The 17,588-nt window shown below is 70.2% G+C and carries 12 protein-coding genes and 1 pseudogene; 5 read left to right on the plus strand and 8 right to left on the minus strand.

The window, feature by feature from the left end:
* Positions 1–31: 31 nt before the first annotated feature.
* Together OG194_RS13535 and OG194_RS13540 are read left to right on the plus strand one after the other, a co-directional pair.
* The gene (locus OG194_RS13535; protein ID WP_327401119.1) at positions 32–700 is read left to right on the plus strand and encodes a Type 1 glutamine amidotransferase-like domain-containing protein; all 669 of its coding nucleotides are present in this window, start codon (positions 32–34) and stop codon (positions 698–700) included.
* 66 nt (positions 701–766) lie between these two features.
* Positions 767–1,996 (plus strand): MFS transporter, encoded by a 1,230-nt coding sequence (locus OG194_RS13540; RefSeq protein ID WP_327401120.1) that lies wholly within the window; start codon positions 767–769, stop codon positions 1,994–1,996.
* Here OG194_RS13540 and OG194_RS13545 read toward each other — a convergent pair.
* Positions 1,988–2,563: a TetR/AcrR family transcriptional regulator gene (locus OG194_RS13545; RefSeq protein WP_327401121.1), complete on the minus strand. Its 576-nt coding sequence runs from the start codon at positions 2,561–2,563 to the stop codon at positions 1,988–1,990. The genes OG194_RS13540 and OG194_RS13545 overlap by 9 nt on opposite strands.
* Before the next feature lie 97 nt (positions 2,564–2,660).
* Here OG194_RS13545 and OG194_RS13550 point away from each other — a divergent pair, with 97 nt between their 5' ends.
* Positions 2,661–4,223, plus strand: coding sequence for an MFS transporter (locus OG194_RS13550; protein WP_327401122.1), 1,563 nt, complete (start codon positions 2,661–2,663; stop codon positions 4,221–4,223).
* Positions 4,224–4,295: 72 nt separating this feature from the next.
* Here OG194_RS13550 and serA read toward each other — a convergent pair whose 3' ends face one another.
* The 6 genes and pseudogenes from serA to OG194_RS13580 form a co-directional block, all read right to left on the minus strand.
* Positions 4,296–5,885: a phosphoglycerate dehydrogenase gene (gene serA / locus OG194_RS13555; RefSeq protein WP_318018995.1), complete on the minus strand. Its 1,590-nt coding sequence runs from the start codon at positions 5,883–5,885 to the stop codon at positions 4,296–4,298.
* 231 nt (positions 5,886–6,116) lie between these two features.
* The gene (gene ilvC, locus OG194_RS13560; RefSeq protein ID WP_043680264.1) at positions 6,117–7,115 is read right to left on the minus strand and encodes a ketol-acid reductoisomerase; all 999 of its coding nucleotides are present in this window, start codon (positions 7,113–7,115) and stop codon (positions 6,117–6,119) included.
* A gap of 120 nt (positions 7,116–7,235) precedes the next feature.
* The gene (gene ilvN, locus OG194_RS13565; protein WP_019058577.1) at positions 7,236–7,763 is read right to left on the minus strand and encodes an acetolactate synthase small subunit; all 528 of its coding nucleotides are present in this window, start codon (positions 7,761–7,763) and stop codon (positions 7,236–7,238) included.
* A 20-nt stretch (positions 7,764–7,783) separates the two neighbouring features.
* Entirely contained in the window at positions 7,784–9,637 is a 1,854-nt protein-coding gene (locus tag OG194_RS13570; protein WP_327401123.1) for an acetolactate synthase large subunit, read from the minus strand.
* A 237-nt stretch (positions 9,638–9,874) separates the two neighbouring features.
* A pseudogene (locus tag OG194_RS13575) lies at positions 9,875–12,974 on the minus strand (putative bifunctional diguanylate cyclase/phosphodiesterase).
* 446 nt (positions 12,975–13,420) lie between these two features.
* Positions 13,421–14,383 carry a 2-hydroxyacid dehydrogenase gene (locus OG194_RS13580; protein ID WP_327401125.1) on the minus strand — a complete coding sequence of 321 codons (963 nt, stop codon included), beginning with the start codon at positions 14,381–14,383 and terminating at the stop codon, positions 13,421–13,423.
* A gap of 76 nt (positions 14,384–14,459) precedes the next feature.
* On the opposite strand from OG194_RS13580, the gene OG194_RS13585 reads away from it, so the two are divergent.
* A complete protein-coding gene (locus tag OG194_RS13585; protein WP_327401127.1) occupies positions 14,460–15,458 on the plus strand; it encodes an aldo/keto reductase in 999 nt (332 codons plus the stop codon).
* Positions 15,459–15,730: 272 nt separating this feature from the next.
* Positions 15,731–16,885 (plus strand): PQQ-dependent sugar dehydrogenase, encoded by a 1,155-nt coding sequence (locus OG194_RS13590; RefSeq protein ID WP_327407056.1) that lies wholly within the window; start codon positions 15,731–15,733, stop codon positions 16,883–16,885.
* A 248-nt stretch (positions 16,886–17,133) separates the two neighbouring features.
* On the opposite strand, the gene OG194_RS13595 is transcribed toward OG194_RS13590, so the two are convergent.
* Complete coding sequence (locus OG194_RS13595; RefSeq protein ID WP_327407057.1) at positions 17,134–17,559, minus strand: DUF6191 domain-containing protein; 426 nt, start codon at positions 17,557–17,559, stop codon at positions 17,134–17,136.
* Between the last annotated feature and the right edge of the window lie 29 nt (positions 17,560–17,588).

Here is a 17,588-nt window from a genome sequence, read left to right on the forward strand (position 1 = left end):
AAAGCCAGTTGTGAAGCAGCAGGGAGCCCTGATGAAACTTCTCCTCACCGACTCCGGCGTCAGGAACGCGAGCATTCTGGCGGCACTGGTCGACCTCCTCGGCAAACCGATCGCCGAGGCCGGCGCGCTCTGCATCCCCACCGCGGGGTACGGGGGACCGTACGGCGATCCTGGCGGGCCGTGGCGATTCATCAGCGGTCAATCCCCCAGCCCCATGACCGAGTTGGGCTGGAAGTCGGTGGGCGTACTGGAACTCACCGCACTGCCCGGCATCGACAAGGAACGCTGGGTCTCCTGGGTCCGGGAGGCAGAGGCCCTCCTGGTGAACGGCGGCGACGCGCTGTACCTGTGCCACTGGATGCGCGAGTCCGGCCTGGCCGACCTCTTCCCGTCCTTGCGCGACACGGTCTACGTCGGCCTCAGCGCCGGAAGCATGGTGCTGACTCCCCGCATCGGAGAGGCCTTCGCCGACTGGAAGCCGCCCACGGGTGACGACAGCGCGCTGGGAGTCGTCGATTTCTCCCTCTTCCCGCACCTCGACAGCCCGGGCCGTCCGGAGAACACCATGGCGGAGGCGGAACGTTGGGCCGCCGCGACAGAGGGGCCTGCGTACGCCATCGACGCGCAGACCGCGATCAAGGTGACCGACGGGGGTGGTGTCGAGGTCGTGTCCGAGGGGCGCTGGAGGCTGTTCGACTGAGCGACCGGTCCAGTGGCCCGGAATTGGAGCTGCCCGACGCCCCGGCCGGACCCTACTGTCGACGTCATGACGAACGGCCCGCCTCCCGACTGCCCCACCCCGAAAGCCTCCGACTCCTCCAACTCCCCTACCCCTGCGGCTACTTCAGGCACACGCCCGCCGCTCCTCACCCGCCCCCTCCTCCTCCGCTTCGTCAGCATGGTCGGGGCCAGCCTCAGTTTCTTTCTCCTGCTGTCGGTCGTGCCGGCGTATGCCGCCGAGCGGGGCGGTGGAGGTGCGGCGGGGCTCGCGACCGGTTCGTTGATGCTCGCGACGGTACTCGGGGAGCTGGTGACACCCCGGCTGGTCGGGCGCTTCGGGTATCGACTGACCCTGATCGTGGGGCTGTTCCTGCTCGGAGCACCGGCGCTGGTGCTGACCGTCTCCGGGCAGGCGGCGTGGATCGTCGCGGTGTGCTTCGTGCGCGGACTCGGTTTCGCGCTGACGATCGTCGCGGGCGGCGCCCTCACCGCGTCACTGATCCCGGACCAACGCCGGGGCGAGGGGCTCGCGTTGGTGGGTGTGGTGTCCGGGGTGCCGTCACTGGTCGCGCTGCCGTTGGGGCTGTGGCTGGCCGACCGCGTGGGCTACGGCCCGGTCGCCGTCACCGGCGGCCTCGCCGCGCTGGCCGCGATCGCCTTCGTCCTCGGACTGCCGGACCGGGCGGAGCGGGCGGAGCAACCACTCGGTGTCGTACGGGGTTTGCGCACGGGCGCGCTGCTCCGGCCGGTACTCGTCTTCGCGGCCACCGCCACCGCCGCCGGCATCGTGGTGACCTTCCTGCCACTGGCCGTCCCGTCGGCGTCGGCCGGAGTCATCGCGGCGGCCCTGTTCGTGCAGACCGCCGCCTCGACCCTGACCCGCTGGCTGGCAGGCCGCCACGGCGACCGCCACGGCAGCGACCGCCTGATCCTCCCCGGCCTGCTCCTGTCGGCCGCGGGCGTCCTCGTCATCGCCCCAACCCCCAACCCGGTAGCGGTCGTTGCGGGCACCGCCATCTTCGGCGCGGGCTTCGGCATCACCCAGAACGCCACGCTGGCCCTGATGTACACCCGCGTCTCCGCCGCCTCGTACGGCACGGTCAGCGCCCTGTGGAACCTGGCCTACGACGGCGGAATGGGCGTAGGCGCGGCCGGCTTCGGCATCACGGCGGGCCTGACGGGTTACCCGTGGGCCTTCACGCTGACCGCGCTGTTGATGCTGGGCGCGGTGGCACCGGCGCTGCGGGACCGGCGAACACCCGCCGGATCACTGTGACTTCCGCACACCCTCCAACACCTGCCGCAGCCCCTCGGTGAGTTGACCGGCGTCCGGTGCGGTCTTCGGGTCGAAGGTCCACTGCATGATGAGACCGGACATCACGACCATGTAGAACGCGCCGAGCGTGTCGGCGGTCTCGTCCGACACCTCCTCCTCCGGTACACCCATGAGCAGCGAGACCAGCCCTCGGCCGCCCTCACGCTGCGCACGCGACAACTGGTCGCGCGCCTCCGGGAGTTGGTCGCCCATCGTCATGATCTCCGCGCTGAGCCGCCACATCGAGCCCGGTTCGCGCAGGGAGGCGACGACGTTCGACCACAGCTCCCTGAACCGCTCCAGGGAACCCGGCGCCCCGCCCAACTGGTCACCCCACTCGAAGGACATGTCGTCCACCAACGCGACATACGCCTGCGCGAGCAACGCGTCCTTCGAACCGTAGTGATAGCCGATCGACGCGAGGTTGGTCCCCGACTCCTTGACGATGTCGCGCGCGGTGGTCCGCGCGAACCCCTTCTCCAGCAGGCAGCGCTTCGCGCCTTCGAGCAGATCCTCACGGTGTCCCATGCCCACCACCCTACCGCCGATCCATACAACCGTCCCAGACAGGCGATTTACACACCCGTCCTAGACAAGCGTTTAAGACGCGCGTACATTCACTGCCATGACGAACTCGACGCACTCACCGAACCCCCCGAGCACCCCCAACTCCCGTGCCGGGCGCCGTGAATGGACCGCTCTGGGCGTCCTGATGCTCCCGCTGCTCCTGGTCTCGATGGACGTCTCCGTCCTCTACTTCGCCATCCCGGCGATCAGCGCGGACCTGGAGCCCAGCGGCACCCAGCAGCTGTGGATCTTCGACATCTACGCCTTCGTCCTGGCCGGCCTGCTGATGACGATGGGCTCGGTCGGCGACCGCGTCGGCTACCGCCGGCTCCTCCTGATCGGCGCCGCGGCCTTCGGTACCGCCTCCGTCATCGCGGCCTACGCGAACAGCGCCGAGACCCTCATCGCCGCCCGCGCGGTCCTCGGCATCGGCGGCGCGACCCTGATGCCCTCGACGATGGCGCTGCTGCGCACGATGTTCACCGACCCCGGCCAGCGCGCGAAGGCGATCGGTCTGTGGTCCGGCGTGATGACGGCCGGTGTCGCCCTCGGCTCGGTGCTCAGCGGTGTCCTCGTCCAGTACTTCTGGTGGGGCTCGGTCTTCCTGGTCAACCTCCCCGCGATGGCCCTGCTCCTGCTCATCGGCCCGTTCCTGCTCCCCGAGTCCAAGAACCCCGCCCCCGGCCGCTTCGACTGGCCGAGCGTCCCGCTGTCGATGGCCGGCGTCCTGCCCGTGATCTACGGCCTCAAGGAGATCCCCTCCGAGGGCTGGCACGTCCAGTACGTCGTCTCGATCACCGTGGGCCTGCTCTTCGCCGCGCTCTTCGTCCACCGGCAGCGCACCACCGCCTCGCCCATGATCGACCCCACCCTCTTCCGGGCCCGTGGCTTCGGCCCCGCCGTGGTCCTCAACCTCCTCTCCGCCTTCGGCATGCTGGGCTCGGCCTTCTTCACCACGCAGTACCTCCAGTCCGTACTCGGCAAGAGCGCGATGGAGGCAGCCCTGTGGGCCCTGCTCCCCTCGGTACCGATCGGCATGGCGGCCCCGCTCGCAACCACCCTCGTCCAGAAGGGAGTCGACCGCGCCTACGTGGTCGCGTCCGGCTTCGCGATCGCCGCCTGCGGCTACGGCATGCTCGCCCTCACCGGCACCGACTCCCTCTGGCTGGTCCTGGCCGCCGCCGGCGTCCTCGCCTCCGGGATCGTCATGGTGATGTCCCAGATCATGGACCTCGCGATGGGCAGCGCCCCGGTGGAGAAGGCGGGCGTCGCGTCCTCCCTGATGGAAACGGGCGCGGAGTTCGGCGGCGCCCTCGGCATGGCCGTCCTCGGCTCCATCGGTACGGCGATCTACCGCCACGGCATCCCGACCTCGGCCCCCGCCCCGGCCCACGAGACCCTCGGCGGCGCCCTGGCCGTCGCCCACGAGCTGCCGGGGCGCACGGGAGACGCCCTGATCGCAACAGCCCGCGAGGCCTTCACCGACGGCATGCACGGCGCGGCGATCGCCGGTGCGGTGCTGCTGCTGGGCGCGGCGATCGCGGCGGCGCGGACCCTGCGGGGCATTCGGGTGCAGGCGCCCGAGCCGGTCGCGGCGGAACCGCAGCAGGCGGCGGCGTGAGCCCCAACTACACAGAAACGCCGGGTGGGTTGAGGATCATCTCCTCAGCCCACCCGGCGTTCTTGCGCAATCTCAGACCAGGTTCACGGAACGAGCCGACGTCGCGCCGATCTCCTCGGCCACCTCCGCCAACACATTCGCGGCAACCGTGTCGTCGACCGTCAGCACGGCCAGCGCCTCGCCGCCCGCGACCGACCGCGACACCTGCATCCCGGCGATGTTGATCCCGGCCTCGCCGAAGACACGGCCGACCGTGCCGACGACACCCGGGCGGTCCTCGTAGCGCAGCACCACCATGTGGTCGGCGAGCGCGAGGTCGACGTCGTAGTCGCCGACCGCGACGATCTTCTGGAGGTTCTTGGGGCCGGCGAGCGTGCCGGAGACCGAGACCTCCTCGCCGCTGCCGAGCGTGCCGCGCACGGTGACGACGTTGCGGTGGTCGGCGGACTCCGAGCTGGTGGTCAGCCGTACCTCGACACCCCGCTCCTGCGCGAACAGCGGAGCGTTGACGTACGACACCGTCTCGGCGACGACGTCCTCGAACACGCCCTTGAGCGCGGAGAGTTCGAGCACCTTGACGTCGTGCTGGGTGATCTCGCCGTAGACCTCGACGTCGAGGCGGACCGCGACCTCGCCCGCGAGCGCGGTGAAGATGCGGCCGAGCTTCTCGGCGAGGGGCAGGCCCGGCTTGACGTCCTCGGCGATGACGCCGCCCTGGACGTTCACCGCGTCGGGGACGAGTTCACCGGCGAGGGCGAGGCGTACCGACTTGGCGACCGAGACACCGGCCTTCTCCTGCGCCTCGTCCGTGGAGGCGCCGAGGTGCGGGGTGGAGACGACCTGGTCGAACTCGAACAGCGGGGAGTCCGTGCAGGGCTCCTTCGCGTACACGTCGAGTCCGGCGCCGGCGACGCGGCCCTCCTTGAGCGCGGAGTACAGCGCCGCCTCGTCGACGATCCCGCCACGCGCGGCGTTGACGATGCGCACGGTCGGCTTGACCTTGCGCAGCGCCTCGTCGCCGATCAGACCGACCGTCTCCGGGGTCTTGGGCAGGTGCACGGTGATGAAGTCGGAGACTTCGAGCAGCTCGTCGAGCGAAAGGATCTTGACGCCCATCTGGGCGGCCCGCGCGGGCTGGATGTAGGGGTCGTAGGCGACGACCTTCATCCCGAACGCGGACATGCGCTGCGCCACGAGGGCACCGATGCGTCCCAGACCCACGACGCCGAGGGTCTTCTCGGCCAGCTCGACGCCCGTGTACTTGCTGCGCTTCCACTCGCCGTTCTTCAGCGCGGCGTTGGCCTGCGGGATGTGGCGTGCGGTCGCCAGCAGCAGACCGCAGGCCAGCTCGGCGGCGGTGACGATGTTCGAGGTGGGGGCGTTGACGACCATCACGCCGGCCTTGGTGGCGGCGGAGACGTCGACGTTGTCCAGGCCGACGCCGGCTCGTGCGACGACCTTCAACTTCCGTGCGGCGGCGACCGCTTCGGCGTCGACCTTGGTGGCCGAGCGGATCAGGATCGCGTCCACGTCGGCGATCGCGGGGAGCAGCTCGCCCCGGTCGGCGCCGTTGCAGTGCCGGATCTCGAAGTCCGGGCCGAGGGCGTCCACCGTCGCGGGCGACAGCTCTTCAGCGATGAGTACGACAGGTTTCGAGCTCACGTGAGTCCTCACAAGTCCATTGCGTGCGGACGGCCGTCCCGACGGCCGCAGGCGGTGGAGGTACGGGCCGCGTGGAGACGCACGACGCTGTGGGCCTGACGCGTATTAGTACGGCAGTGTAGTGGCGCTCCGACAGTCGTCCTGCGCCTCTGTGGAAGGATCACCCGTCCGAGGCTGGACGGGTTGGACAAAGGGGCCGGAGCGCTCGCTCCAGCCCCTGTGCCTCAGGCCTTACGCCTCTTCGTCGACCCAGCTCATCAGCTTGCGGAGCTGCTTGCCGGTCGTCTCCAGCAGGGACTCGGCGTCCTTCTGCTTGTACTCGTTGTACTTCTTCAGGCCACCGTGGTACTCGGCCATCCACTCACGGGCGAAGGTGCCGTCCTGGATCTCGGCGAGGACCTGCTTCATCGTGGCCTTGGTCTCGTCCGTGATGATCCGCGGGCCGGTGACGTAGTCGCCCCACTCCGCGGTCTCGGAGATCGACCAGCGCATCTTCTCCAGGCCGCCCTCGTACATGAGGTCGACGATGAGCTTCAGCTCGTGCAGGCACTCGAAGTACGCGATCTCGGGCTGGTAACCGGCCTCGGTCAGCGTCTCGAAACCGGCCTTGACCAGCGCGGCCGTACCACCACAGAGGACAGCCTGCTCACCGAACAGGTCGGTCTCGGTCTCCTCGGTGAAGGTCGTCTTGATGACGCCGGCGCGGGTGCCGCCGATGCCCTTCGCGTACGACAGCGCGAGCGCGAAGCCGTTGCCGGTCGCGTCCTGCTCGACGGCCGCGATACACGGAACGCCGCGACCCTCCTCGTACTGGCGGCGGACGAGGTGGCCCGGGCCCTTGGGGGCGACCATGCAGACGTCGACGCCGGCCGGGGGCTTGATGAAGTCGAAGCGGATGTTCAGGCCGTGGCCGAAGAACAGCGCGTCGCCGTCGTTGAGGTTGTCCTTGATGGACTCCTCGTAGACCTGGGCCTGGATCGGGTCCGGCACGAGGATCATGATGACGTCGGCCTCGGCGGCGGCCTCGGACGGGGTCACCACGCGCAGGCCCTGCTCCTCGGCCTTCGCCTTGGACTTGGAGCCCTCGTGCAGACCGACGCGCACGTCGACGCCGGAGTCACGGAGCGACAGCGCGTGGGCGTGGCCCTGGCTGCCGTAGCCGATGACCGCGACCTTGCGGCCCTGGATGATGGACAGGTCGGCGTCGGCGTCGTAGAACAGCTCGGCCACTTTGGGTTCTCTCCTTGGAGTGCAGGTGTTGCGTCCCACCGTATGACGGCGGGGGGAAGGGAAGTTTCCGGGTCTCGGAATGCGGGCGGCCGACGGCTGCCGGCCGCCCGCGTCCAGGGGTTACGCGGACCGGTCGAGCGCGCGCAGCGAGCGGTCGGTGATGGAGCGGGCGCCGCGGCCGATGGCGATCGTGCCGGACTGGACCAGTTCCTTGATGCCGTACGGCTCCAGCATCTTGAGCATGGCGGACAGCTTGTCGCTGGAGCCGGTGGCCTCGACGGTGACGGCCTCCGGGGAGACGTCGACCGTCTTGGCGCGGAAGAGCTGGACGATCTCGACGATCTGGGAGCGCGTCTCGTTGTCGGCGCGCACCTTCACCAGAACGAGTTCGCGCTGAACGGCCGATCCGGCCTCCAGTTCGACGATCTTCAGCACGTTGACGAGCTTGTTGAGCTGCTTGGTGACCTGTTCGAGCGGGAGCGCCTCGATCACGTTCACCACGATCGTGATGCGGGAGATGTCGGGGTGCTCGGTGACGCCGACCGCGAGGGAGTCGATGTTGAAGCCGCGCCGGGAGAACAGGGCGGTGATCCGGGCGAGGACACCTGGCTTGTTCTCCACCAGGACGGAGAGCGTGTGCTTGGACATTTCTCGTTCGTCTCTCTCGCTCAGTCGTCTTCGTTGTCGCCGAAGTCGGGGCGGACGTCCCGGGCGAACATGACCTCGTCGTTCGAGGTGCCGGCGGCGACCATCGGCCACACCATGGCGTCCTCGTGGACGATGAAGTCGATCACGACGGGGCGGTCGTTGATCGAGTTCGCCTCCTCGATGACCTTGTCCAGGTCGTCGGGGGACTCGCAGCGGATCGCGTAACAGCCCATCGCCTCCGACAACTTGACGAAGTCGGGGATGCGCGTGCCGGCGCTCGGCTGCTTGCCGTCGGCCTCCGGGCCGCTGTGCAGCACGGTGTTGGAGTAGCGCTGGTTGTAGAACAGCGTCTGCCACTGGCGGACCATGCCGAGGGCGCCGTTGTTGATGATGGCGACCTTGATCGGGATGTTGTTCAGGGAGCAGGTGGTGAGTTCCTGGTTGGTCATCTGGAAGCAGCCGTCGCCGTCGATCGCCCAGACCGTCTGGTCCGGGGCTCCGGCCTTGGCGCCCATCGCGGCCGGGACCGCGTAGCCCATCGTCCCGGCGCCGCCGGAGTTGAGCCAGGTCGCGGGCTTCTCGTACTGGATGTAGTGCGCGGCCCACATCTGGTGCTGGCCGACGCCCGCCGCGAAGATCGTTCCCTCCGGGGCGAGTTGGCCGACGCGCTCGATGACCTGCTGCGGGGAGAGCGAGCCGTTGTCGGGCTGCTCGTAGCCGAGCGGGTAGGTCTCGCGCCAGCGGTTGAGGTCCTTCCACCAGGCGCTGTAGTCGCCGGTGTGACCGTCGCTGTGCTCCTTCTGCACGGCCTGCACGAGGTCCGCGATGACCTCGCGGGCGTCACCGACGATCGGCACGTCGGCGGCGCGGTTCTTGCCGATCTCGGCCGGGTCGATGTCGGCGTGGACGATCTTCGCGAAGGGCGCGAAGCTGTCCAGCTTGCCGGTGACGCGGTCGTCGAAGCGGGCTCCGAGGGCGACGATCAGGTCGGCCTTCTGCAGCGCGGTGACGGCGGTGACCGCACCGTGCATGCCCGGCATTCCCACGTGCAGTTCGTGACTGTCGGGGAATGCGCCGAGCGCCATCAGGGTGGTGGTGACGGGCGCTCCGGTGAGTTCTGCGAGGACCTTCAGCTCGGTGGTGGCGTGTGCCTTGAGGACACCGCCGCCGACGTAGAGGACGGGCCGCTTCGCGGCGATGATCAGCTTGGCGGCCTCGCGGATCTGCTTGGCGTGCGGCTTGGTCACCGGACGGTAGCCGGGCAGGTCCATGACCGGCGGCCAGGAGAAGGTGGTCTTCGCCTGGAGGGCGTCCTTCGCGATGTCGACCAGCACCGGTCCTGGACGGCCGGTGGAGGCGATGTGGAAGGCCTGCGCGATGACGCGCGGGATGTCCTCGGCCTTGGTGACCAGGAAGTTGTGCTTGGTGACCGGCATCGTGATGCCGACGATGTCCGCCTCCTGGAAGGCGTCCGTACCGATCGCCTTCGACGCGACCTGCCCGGTGATCGCCACGAGCGGCACCGAGTCCATGTGCGCGTCGGCGATCGGGGTCACCAGGTTGGTGGCGCCGGGGCCCGAGGTCGCCATGCAGACACCGACCTTGCCGGTGGCCTGCGCGTAGCCGGTGGCCGCGTGGCCCGCGCCCTGCTCGTGCCGGACCAGGACGTGACGCACCCGCGTCGAGTCCATCAGCGGGTCGTACGCCGGAAGGATCGCACCGCCGGGGATGCCGAATACCGTGTCGGCGCCGACTTCCTCAAGAGAGCGGATGAGGGACTGCGCGCCCGTGACGTGCTCGGGGGCGGACTGCTGTCCTCCGGATCGGGGCCGCGGCTGCGGATGGGCCCCGGTGGCCTGCTCGGTCATCGTCATTCTCTTCTCGATGCTGAGGGTTTTTGCGAGGTTTGTGCGGGGTTCTGCTGCTGCACGACTGGATCCTGTGCAACAAAAAACCCCTCGTGCCGTGAGGCAAGCGAGGGGAGCGCGCCGGGTGCGGTCGCTGGGAGTTCCGGGTCCGTCCGGACGTCACCAGCTTCAGCCGACGCGCTTTCCAAGTACGAGAATTCGGGTGCGCATGGCATTGACCCTCCCTCCGGCACGCACCGACTGTCAAGTGGGTGGGACAGGAGTCTCATTATGTGAGCGCAGCGCCGTTCGGCCCCCGAAAACCGCGGGCACACCACTGGTGTACACCCCCAGGCCCCTTTTCATTGCTCGTTCACCTCCGGGGCGCCACAGTCGGTGTCGAGGGCACGACCGTGCTCAGCCCTTCGGGCCTCCGCGCGCTCGCACCCTCGACACCGACGCGCCCCTGCAGTTCCCTCGCGCCCCCCGCGAACGCGGGCTCGGCCGGGCCGTGCGGCACCGGATAGTGGCCGCGCGACAGGGCCCGGCGCAGCCGGTACTCGTCCAGCGGCGCGGAGAAGGCCATGCCCTGCCCGTGCGTGCAGCCCATCGCGCGCAGGGCGACCACCTGTTCGGGCAGATCTACGCCGTCGGCCACGGACTGGAGCCCGAGATCGCAGGCGATCCGCAGCAACCCGCTGGTGATCTTGTGCAGCCGCGCGGACTCGACGACGCCCTCGACCAGGCTGCGGTCCAGTTTCAGTACGTCGACGGGGAGCCGCCGGAGCGCCGTGATGGCCGCGTAGCCGCTGCCGAAGCCGTCGAGGGCGATCCGGACGCCGAGCCGCCGCAGGGCGGTCAGACGGCGCTCCAGCTCATCCAGGGAGATCCTCGGGTCGGTGTCGGACAGTTCGATCACCAGCGACCCCGACGGCAGCCCGTGCCGGGTCAGCAACGCCTCGATCGACCCGAGCGGCATCGACTTGTCCAGCAGCCGCCGTGCACTTATCCGCACGGCCACGGACACGGCGAGCCCGGTCGCGGTCCGCTCTGCGGCCTGCTCTACGGCCTCCTCCAGCATCCAGCGCCCCAGCTCGGCGGTCTTGTCGCTGTCCTCGGCCACCCGCAGGAACTCGGCCGGCGTGAACAGCACGCCCTGCGAGGACCGCCAGCGCGCCTGCGTGGAGACCGACGCGATCCGGCCGTCCACCAGCGACACCACGGGCTGGTGCAGCAGCGCGAACTCGCCGTCGTGCAGCGCCGCCCGCAGCCGCGTGGCCAGCTCCGCCTTCCGTACGACGTCCTGCTGCATCTGCGGTGCGTACAGCTCGACGCGGCCCTTGCCGGCGCCCTTGGCGCGGTACATCGCGAGGTCGGCGTTGCGCAGCAACTCCCCCGCGCCCAGGCCCGGTTCGGCGAAGGCGACGCCGATGGAGGCGGCGACGCGGACATCGTTGCCGTCGATGAGGTACGGCTGGGACAGGGTGACGCGCAGGCGGTCGGCCAGCTCCATGATGTGCCGCTCGCGGGCGGTGCGGTCCCGGGTGCCGTCGCCGACGATCAGGGCCGCGAACTCGTCGCCGCCGAGCCGGGACGCGGTGTCGCCGTGCCGGACCGCGCCGTCGAGCCGGCGGGCGGCCTGGATGAGGAGTTCGTCGCCGGCCTGGTGGCCGATGGTGTCGTTGACGGCCTTGAAACCGTCGAGGTCGATGAAGAGGACGGCCGTGCCGCGGTCGGTGGAGCGGCGGCCGGACAGGGCCTGCTGGACACGTTTGGTGAACAGCGCGCGGTTGGGCAGGTCGGTGAGCGGGTCGTGCTCGGCGTTGTGCTGCAACTGCGCCTGGAGGCGCACCCGTTCGGTGACGTCACGGCTGTTGAAGATGAGGCCGCCGTGGTGGCGGTTGACCGTCGACTCGACGTTCAGCCAGCCGTCGTCGCCGGAGCGGAAGCGGCACTCGATGCGGGTGGTGGACTCCTCGAAGGGGCTGGCGGTGAGGAAGCGGCGCACCTCGTGCACCACGCAGCCCAGGTCCTCGGGGTGGATCAGCGAGGCCAGTTCGGTCCCGACCAGTTCCTCCGCGGCCTTGCCGTAGACACCGGCGGCGGCCGGGGAGACGTAGCGGAGGATGCCGCTCGGGGCGGCGATCATGATGACGTCGCTGGAACCCTGTACCAGGGAGCGGAAGTGGTTCTCCTTCTGCGCCAGTTCCTGGGTGAGGGTGATGTTGTCGATGAGCATGATGCCCTGGCGCACGACGAGGGCGAGGACCACACAGCCCGCGGTGATGAGCACCACGCGGTCGGGGCTGCGGCCGTTGAGGACGTTGTAGAGAATCCCCAACGTGCAGACGGCGGCGGCGAGATACGGGGTGAGCGCGGCCAGCGAACCCGCGATGGGCCGGGTGGCCGGATACCGCCCGTGGTCGGCGCCGGGCGCGACGGCCTGCGGCGGGACTCCGGTGCGCCGCCCGGGCCGGTGCTCGTGCACCACGCGCGTGTGCCCGTCGTCCTCGGGGGTGTGCCGGGGCGTGGCCCAGGGGGCGTAGGCGAGGAGCAGCGAGCCGGCGAACCAGCCCGCGTCGAGCAACTGGCCCGAGTGGTAGTTGTTGTGGAGCAGCGGCGAGGTGAACAGGGCGTCGCACATCACGGTCAGGGCGAGTGCGCCGATCGCGGTGTTCACCGCGGTGCGGTTGACCGAGGAGCGCCGGAAGTGCAGCGCGAGCACCATGCTGACGAGCGCGATGTCGAGCAGCGGGTACGCCAGCGACAGCGCCGTGTGGGCCACGCTCGGCCCGTCGAACTTGGCGGCCTGGGCCAGCGCGAGGCTCCAGGACAGCGTGAGCAGCGAGCCCCCGATCAGCCAGGCGTCGAGCGCCAGGCAGACCCAACCGGCCTTGGTGACAGGCCTTTTGGCGAGGACGAGGAGCCCGACGATGGCGGGCGGCGCGAAGCACAGGAAGAACAGGTCGGCGAAACTGGGGCTGGGCACGGGCCGCTCCAGCACGACCTCGTACCACCCCCAGACTCCGTTGCCCAGTGCCGCCATCGCCGAGGAGAGCGAGAACAGCAGCCAGGCGGGTCGAAAGCGGATACGGCGGCTTCGCGCGTAGAGGAAGCAGGAGACGGCAGCGGTACCGGCTGCCGCGCTGAGCCCGAAGTCGCCCATGACCAGGGCGAGTTGGGCGGACCCCCAGTCGAGCGCGGAACCGACGGCGTATCCCGCGCACACCAGGGCCAGGACGAGTTGCTGGACCAGGCTCCACCTGCCGCCGGTCGCCGGCGGGCGTGGCTGCCGCGCCCCGGGTGAAGTCCGGTCCCGGAGCGCCCCGTTGAGGGTGGTCGTCGGAGACGGTGGCGAACTCACCGGGCCCTCCCGGTCCGCGTCGCTCCCGGGTCCCGCGGGCCCCGGTGCGCTGGATGAGCGTGCCTGCGGCGGCTGTTGGGCCTGCGGTGGTGATGGCTGTGGTTGCTGTGATGTCCGCCGCGGCCGCCATGACCGGCGTGACCGCAGTGGTCGGCGTGGTGGCCGCGGCTGCGCGCGGCGGTGCGCCAGGGTCGCCGTCGGCGGCCCCGCCGCGTCGGATCGCTCGTCCATAGGCCGTGCATCGCCCGTCGCCCCCCTCACAGTCTGAAATGTCCATCCCCGGCGCCGAACGGTGCGCGGCGCAGCCCCTGCCGGGACGATACACCAGTCTCGTCACTCAGGGACATAGTTCCTCTACGCTCCGTAACGACCAGCGGAGATACGCGCACGCCCCGCTTCCGAAAGGTTGCGGAGGGTGCCGAAAGCGGATTACCGCCCTGTTGTGGTTAGTTCCCCGTTTCGCCTGTCGTAAGGATCACGTTCCGCAAGGGCTCCCGGTTCACGAACCGTCCCAACTGGTCGACGACCAGACGCTTCGCGCGCGGCAGGAACGCCGAGGTGGGCCCGCCGACATGGGGACTGATCAGCACGCCGGGCGCGTGCCACAACGGGTGCCCCTGGGGCAGCGGTTCGGGGTCGGTGACGTCCAACGCCGCGGTGATACGGCCGCTTTCGAGCTCCGCGAGCAGCGCCTTGGTGTCGACGACAGGACCGCGGGCCACGTTGACCAGCAGCGCACCGTCCTTCATCCGGGCCAGGAACTCGGCGTCTACGAGGTGACGGGTGGTCTCGTTCAGGGGCGTGGACAGGATGACGACGTCCGCTTCCGGGAGCAGGGCGGGCAGTTCGGCGAGTGGATGCACCGGCCCGCGCGCGGTGGCACGCGCGGAGCGCGCCACCCGCGCCACCCGCGCGAGCTCGAAGGGAGTGAGCCGGTCCTCGATCGCGGAACCGATGGCCCCGTAGCCGACGATGAGGACGGACCGGTCGGCGAGCGCCGGGTGGAAGTCCCCCTGCCAGTACTCCTGTTGCTGCGCCCGCACGAACCCCGGGATCCCGCGCAAGGAGGCGAGCGTCAGGGCCAGCGCGAGCTCGGCGGTGCTCGCCTCGTGCACTCCGCGCGCGTTGCAGAGCCGCACCCCCGGGACGATGGACGAGAGGCTCGCGGTCATGTCGTCGATGCCGGCGGTGAGCGTCTGGATGACCTGGAGATTCCGCATCTGCTCCAGGGGCCGCGTCTTCACGGGCTGACGCTTCATGTACGGCACTACGTAGAGGACGCAGTCCGCGGGGTCACCGGGGAACGCCTGATCGCCGTTCTCACCCCCGTCCCAGAACAGGTAGTCGGGGCCCTCGGGGAGCCCTTCGATCTCCTCCGGCGGGATGGGCAGCCATACGTCAACAGTCATGGTCAGGAGGCTATGTCAGGGCCACGCGCGCGTAGCGGCTAGGTTGGTGTGCCGGGAGAGAGAGGGTCACGAGCAGGTGGAGCGCAGGACGATCGGCGCGGGGGCGCTCGCGATGGGGGCCGTCGGACTCGGCTGCATGCCGATGCACTGGGCCTACAGCGGGTCGCGGCGGCGGGGCGACGAGTCGGTCAGGGCCGTGCACCGGGCGCTCGATCTGGGGGTGACGCTGCTGGACACCGCCGACATGTACGGCCCGTTCACCAACGAGCTGTTGTTGGGGCGGGTGTTGAAGGAGCGGCGCGCGGACGCGTTCGTGTCGACCAAGGTCGGCCTGCTCGTCGGCGAACAGCACATCGTGGCCAACGGCCGCCCCGGGTACGTCAGACGAGCGTGCGACGCCTCACTCCGCCGCCTCCAGACGGACGTGATCGACCTCTACCAACTCCACCGCGCCGATCCCGAGGTCCCCGTCGAGGAGACCTGGGGCGCGATGGCGGACCTCGTACAGGCCGGAAAAGTACGGGCGTTGGGCATGTGCGCGGTCGGCGCCCGCTCCGCCCGCCGCCCCGGGGCACGCCTCCATGACGGAACGATCCGCCAACTCCAGCGCGTACAACAGGTGTTCCCGGTCACGGCGGTACAGGCGGAGTTGTCGGTGTGGTCCCCGGAGGCCCTGGACGCGCTGCTGCCGTGGTGCACGGCACGCGGCGTCGGCTTCCTGGCCGCGATGCCCCTGGGCAACGGCTTCCTCACCGGCACCCTCACCCCGGGCGAGGGCTTCGAACCGGACGACGTACGCGCCCGCCACCCCCGCTTCACCGCCGAGATGACCGCCGCGAACCAGCCGATCGTGGCCGGCCTGCGCCGGGTGGCCCGCCGCCACGGTCCGGAGGTGACCCCGGCCCAGGTGGCCCTGGCGTGGGTGCTCGCGCAGGGGGCGCATGTGGTGGCGGTACCGGGCACGAAGCGGGAGCGGTGGGTGGCGGAGAACGCGGGGGCGGCGGGGTTGCGGTTGACGGCGGAGGATCTTGCGGAGGTGGCGGAGTTGCCGGGGGCGTTGGGGTCCTGGGATTGAGCGGGCGGGGGCTTCTCCGGCTTCGGGGCTGACCGCCGTACCGGTTCCGGAGCCTGGGACCGACCGGCGCCCCCGCTCTCCGCTCTCCGCTCTCCGAACCCGACGGCTCGATCGTGCGTCGGTGCGCGGTGATCGGGAACCCGGGCGGCGCGAGCGGTGTATGAAAAGTAGAACCAGCCGCAGGGCCCTGCCGTGAGCCCGCCGCGGGAACCCGCCGTACCCACTGGTGGGAACCCGCCCGTCGAAAGGACCTGATCGTGCAACGTCGAGTCGTGTCGGCCGCCCTGGCCGTGTCCGCACTCCTGCTGACGGCCGGCTGTTCCTCCGACGGGGGTGGATCTCCGGGCGACGGCAGGAGTACGTCGTCCGACAGCGGCGGTACGGCCACGGGGGCCTCGCCCTCCGCGCAGGCCGCCGAGCAGACCCCGCCGGCCAAGGGCACCGTGAAGGTGCTGCGCACCGTCACCGAGGGGCTGAAGACGCCCTGGGGCCTCGCGCCGCTGCCCGACGGGAACCTGCTCGTCTCGTCGCGCGACGACGGCACGATCACCCGGATCGACGAGAAGACCGGCAAGAAGACCGAGCTGGGCAAGGTGTCCGGGGTCTCCCCGGCCGGCGAGGGCGGCCTCCTCGGCATCGCGCTCTCCCCGGACTACGCCTCGGACCACATGATCTACGCGTACTTCACCTCGGCCTCGGACAACCGCATCGTCCGCGTCCTGTACGACGAGAAGAAGCCGGCCGGTGAGCGGCTGGGCGCGCCCGACACCATCTTCAAGGGCATCCCCAAGGGCTATATCCACAACGGCGGGCGCATCGCCTTCGGCCCGGACGGCATGCTGTACGCGGGCACGGGCGAGAGCGGTCAACGGGGCCTGGCCCAGGACAAGAAGTCCCTCGGCGGCAAGATCCTGCGGCTGACCCCGGAGGGCGACCCGGCGCCGGGCAACCCGTTCCCGAACTCGCCGGTTTACACGTACGGCCACCGCAATGTGCAGGGCCTCGCCTGGGACTCCGAACAGCGGCTGTTCGCCTCGGAGTTCGGCCAGGACACCTGGGACGAGCTGAACGCGATCACACCGGGCGACGACTACGGCTGGCCGAACGCGGAAGGCAAGGGCGACAACCCGAAGTACCACAACCCGATCACCCAGTGGCACACCGACGACGCCTCCCCCAGCGGCATCGCCTATGCCCAGGGCTCCATATGGATGGCCGGGCTCAAGGGCCAGCGCCTGTGGCGCATCCCCCTGAACGGCACGAAGACGTCCGCCGCCCCGCAAGCCTTCCTCACCGGCGAGTACGGCCGCCTGCGCACGGTGGTCTCGGCCGGCGACGACAAGCTGTGGCTCGTCACCAGCAACACGGACGGCCGGGGCACGCCTAAGCCGGGCGACGACCGGATTCTGGAGATCCAGGTGACGTAGGTCCGGGTGGGGCGGAAGCGGGCGAGGTGGGTCCTGGTGACGGGGCGGAACCGGGCGACGGAGCGGACCTGGGCGATGCAGGGCCAGGCGACGGAGCGGACCTGTGCGACGCAGGGCCAGGCGACGGCACGGACCCGAGCGACGCAGGGTCCGGTGGCTCAGGCCCAGGTGATGGAGCGGATCTGGGCGACGCGGGCGCCAGCGCTACATACCCCGGGCGACGGCGCGGTCTCGGGGGCGGGAGCGGCCTAGGACTCTGACTCCGGAGCCGGCTCGGACACCGGGCCAGGATCGGGAGCGGCCTCGGGCTCCGGAGCGGCCTCGGGCTCCGGAGCGGCCTCGGGCTCCGGAGCGGCCTCGGGCTCCGGAGCGGACCTGGAAGCTGACTCGGGATCGTGACGGGGCTCTGGGGCGGCGCCAGGACCGGACTCGGCACCAGCATCAGGGCCAGGATCGGTGCCGGCACCAGGGTCAGATTCGGCACCGGAACCGGACGCGCTCCCCGACTCGGCTTCCGCCCCCGGTTCCCGCAGCCGCACCACAACCCTGCCGGACTCCAGGTCTATCGGTCCGCGCCCGGGGTCTCCGTCCGCGACGTCGACCCTGGTCAGCTCAAGCCGGTTGGCCTCGTCCTGGGTGTGTTTGCGGCCCGGTGAGAACAACTCCTCGAACATGTTGAACACGGCGCCTCCCCTGTGCCGGT

This window comes from Streptomyces sp. NBC_01288 (genome assembly GCF_035982055.1).
In the GTDB taxonomy this organism is placed as follows: Bacteria; Actinomycetota; Actinomycetes; order Streptomycetales; family Streptomycetaceae; genus Streptomyces.

Coding starts and splice junctions, on each gene's coding strand:
- OG194_RS13535 (WP_327401119.1), top strand. CDS start 32: ATGAAACTTCTCCTCACCGACTCCGGCGTCAGGAACGCGAGCATTCTG.
- OG194_RS13540 (WP_327401120.1), top strand. CDS start 767: ATGACGAACGGCCCGCCTCCCGACTGCCCCACCCCGAAAGCCTCCGAC.
- OG194_RS13545 (WP_327401121.1), bottom strand. CDS start 2,563: ATGGGACACCGTGAGGATCTGCTCGAAGGCGCGAAGCGCTGCCTGCTG.
- OG194_RS13550 (WP_327401122.1), top strand. CDS start 2,661: ATGACGAACTCGACGCACTCACCGAACCCCCCGAGCACCCCCAACTCC.
- ilvN (WP_019058577.1), bottom strand. CDS start 7,763: ATGTCCAAGCACACGCTCTCCGTCCTGGTGGAGAACAAGCCAGGTGTC.
- OG194_RS13570 (WP_327401123.1), bottom strand. CDS start 9,637: ATGACGATGACCGAGCAGGCCACCGGGGCCCATCCGCAGCCGCGGCCC.
- OG194_RS13580 (WP_327401125.1), bottom strand. CDS start 14,383: ATGACTGTTGACGTATGGCTGCCCATCCCGCCGGAGGAGATCGAAGGG.
- OG194_RS13595 (WP_327407057.1), bottom strand. CDS start 17,559: ATGTTCGAGGAGTTGTTCTCACCGGGCCGCAAACACACCCAGGACGAG.